Here is a 3,090-nt window from a genome sequence, read left to right on the forward strand (position 1 = left end):
AGATTTTCAGTGGCCTCTCTGAATAAGGGTGTTTTTTTAGTGAATACTTTCATTAAAAATTTTAGAGGTGTTTTGATGGTTTTTCAAGGATTTAAGAAGGTAATATGGCTATGGCTGCTAATAGGGAGTACTATTTTATCTTCAATCTTTAGTATCGCAATGCTTGCCTTAGGATTGAAATCTTATAATGAAATCTTAAGAATAAAAAGACGTTGTTAAAAATTCCAAATATTAATCAGTATCACTAATCACATAGAGCATCCAAATGGGTGCTTTTTATATTGTTAAATTTATTCGCATTTTTATTTACTACTCTCTAAAAGTGGTTATAAATCCTTAACTATCCACACTTGTATAAATACCAAGCCTTAGGGATTTTTTATGACGTATAAAAATAAAGAATCCAAGTTTAGTCATGAGTATAATGTTTATAACTTGAAAAATTATTATGAGCAGGTAAGAAAACACGAAGATCAAAAAAGGCTTTTTGTGAAAAATATTAAGTTTAAGTCAAAGTGTGAGGCTTGTAATACACTTCTTGATACAAACGGTCGATGTAAATATAGTTAGAATTTATTGTCTGTGGCAGGTGAAACCAGCTTATTTATTTTAACTAAGAGTTATTTTCTAGTATACATTAGTTTGATATAACGGAAAAGATCTTCAACCGCCATTGTGGAGTAACTCCCATTAAAGAAACAAACAAGCATAACCTTGGCAACGTAATAGGTGAGGTTATGCTTGTTTATTCAGGTTTTTGTTTAACAATTTTATTTTCTTTTGCTAAAATCCCTTAAACACAGTCTTTTTTTATATATTCGGAGTTACTAGTAAGTAGTCAATATGATATTATATGTATAAATAATAAAATGGAGGGTTTACAATTGTCTCATAAGAATAGCCCTAAAAAATTCGCACTTAATATGAGCGCAGCTCAATTCACTAAATTTTATATTCTTCACCTTCTTCAGACAAAACCAAGCGGTATGATATCAGAACATTTCAAAGAAGAATTCAAGAAAATTGGCGGCCAATGGGTACCAGCCCCGTCTACTCTTCTTGACACCCTACACGATATGACAAATGATGGTTTATTAAGCCGTAGAGACTCCTATAAATCTCTTGAAAAGAGGCGACAACGTATATATTACTATTCATTAACTGAACAAGGAAAAGAAGAATTTGATATTCTTAAAAAGAAATATCTTATTTTGTTCCAAGAGCAAAAGGAAATTATCGAACGTATCTTAAAAACAGTTTTTAATTAAAAAAGGATTGGTCATAATATGAATGAGATACTGATGGTTCAAAAAAATATGATTGATGTAGCAAGAGAACTATTCAAATCACATATTTCTATAGTAGACGATTGGGAAAACAATTGGAAAATACTATCTGCAAACCCTTATGAAGATGGAATCGTTGATACAGCATCATTTAGAGCATACCTACTAATATTTGAAGAAATTACAAACGAGCACAACCTACCCATTAGTAACTTAAAATCTTGGATTCATAATTATAAAGAAAGAATAGTATCTTTTGTTGAGCCTTTTATAGAAAATGAATGGTCTTATAATCGAAGTAGAAAGAATGCAAGAGATATTAAGAGTGAAAACCAAGAACTTGTCACTAGTTTAGTAAATACAGAATTTGCTGAATCAGGAAGTGCGCTTATTTTTCATAAATTACGAGAAACAATTAGTAAAAATGAGTTTAAAGATATCCAGGTATATCCAACCGCTCAGATATCAGATGAAAGAAAAAAAATGAAAGCTATAGCCCAAGTTAGAAATGAGGCAAATAAAGGACTAAGACTAACATCATCTGAGATTGAACAATGGCAAAATTTAACCGATCATGCTATTTCGGTTATGGATGATTTAACCGCAGATATTTTTGATATTATTTCAATTATGTGGATGAAGAAAGCCCAATATAAAGATGAGATGATTCACTTTCATTGTGATGATGCTTTAAATCTAAGAAATATACAAGGTCGTAGTGGTGGAGAAGGTGAATACCAGACTGGTTACAGAAAAAAAGATCGCGATGATGTAATGAAGAGATTAGCAGCCTTATCTTCAATATGGATACGTATAGAAAAAGATGAATTAAGACTAGTAGATGAAGAGACAAAAAATATAGATAGGCTTGAGCAAGTTCAATTTAATCCTCTATTCCTAGTTGATAGTATTACTGTTGCTTATAGAGGAGACGAACCTGTTGGAATATATGAATGTAGTATTAGACCTGGAGAAATAATGAGTCATTTCCTTTTCGGCGCAAGAAAAGAGAGTGGATTCCTAGCCTTAAAAGCATTACAGTATAATCCAATAAGACAAAAATACCATAAACGACTAGCACGTTATCTAGCATGGCAATGGAGAATAAGGCAAAAAAAAGCAGATTACTTTCGCCCTTATAATTTAAGTGGGGACAAAGGAATTCTAAAAGTAATGGGATTAGAGATTAATGAAAGATATCCCCAACGAACAAAAGAAACTGTTGAGAATGTATTGGACACTTTATTAGAAGATAAAATTATTGACAATTGGGAGTATGTTGGAGATTTTGATGGAATTTCATCAAAAAAATTCTGGTTGGAAGGTTGGCTTAATTCTCAGGTGCGTATTATTCCTACTAAGGATTTATTAAGTCAGTACAAAAAAGAAAATATTGAAGAAAAGCAGACAATTAATACAATTAGTATGTTACAAAGCTTAATAGAAAAAGAAAAGAAAATAGTAAGTGAATACGAGAATAGTACTAATGATGATACGAATACTCTTGCAAGTCTCTTTACAAAGGAGAGAAAAAAGAGGAATCTTTCTATTTCAGCAGCAGCTAGTCAAATAGGCGTTTCTCATAGTACCCTCTCCCGATTTGAGAGAGGACAAATAAAAAAGCCTACAAATGAAAATATAGAGAAAATAAAAAACTGGTTAGGAATAGAAGACTTGGATTAATCCAAGTCAGGCTGTTTAGAAAGTACGTGTTTTTAAAAAAACACGTACTTTCTTTTAGTTTTTATCGTTCTTCTAGTAAGAAAAGGTATGGAATTTAAATGAAAAAGATCATCATACACCT

The 3,090-nt window shown here is 31.3% G+C and carries 3 protein-coding genes; all 3 read left to right on the top strand.

All coding sequences use genetic code 11. The annotated features are described in order from the left end of the window. Nucleotides 1–219: hypothetical protein (locus COD11_RS27280; protein ID WP_218012750.1), on the top strand; the 219-nt coding region annotated here is incomplete at its 5' end. A gap of 665 nt (nucleotides 220–884) precedes the next feature. Then, the gene (locus tag COD11_RS21600) at nucleotides 885–1,268 is read left to right on the top strand and encodes a PadR family transcriptional regulator (RefSeq protein ID WP_098798980.1); all 384 of its coding nucleotides are present in this window, start codon (nucleotides 885–887) and stop codon (nucleotides 1,266–1,268) included. A gap of 18 nt (nucleotides 1,269–1,286) precedes the next feature. Beyond that, nucleotides 1,287–2,969 (top strand): helix-turn-helix domain-containing protein, encoded by a 1,683-nt coding sequence (locus tag COD11_RS21605; protein WP_098798981.1) that lies wholly within the window; start codon nucleotides 1,287–1,289, stop codon nucleotides 2,967–2,969. Nucleotides 2,970–3,090 lie beyond the last annotated feature (121 nt).

It is taken from the genome of Bacillus sp. AFS040349, assembly GCF_002577655.1.
GTDB lineage: Bacteria > Bacillota > Bacilli > Bacillales > Bacillaceae > Metabacillus.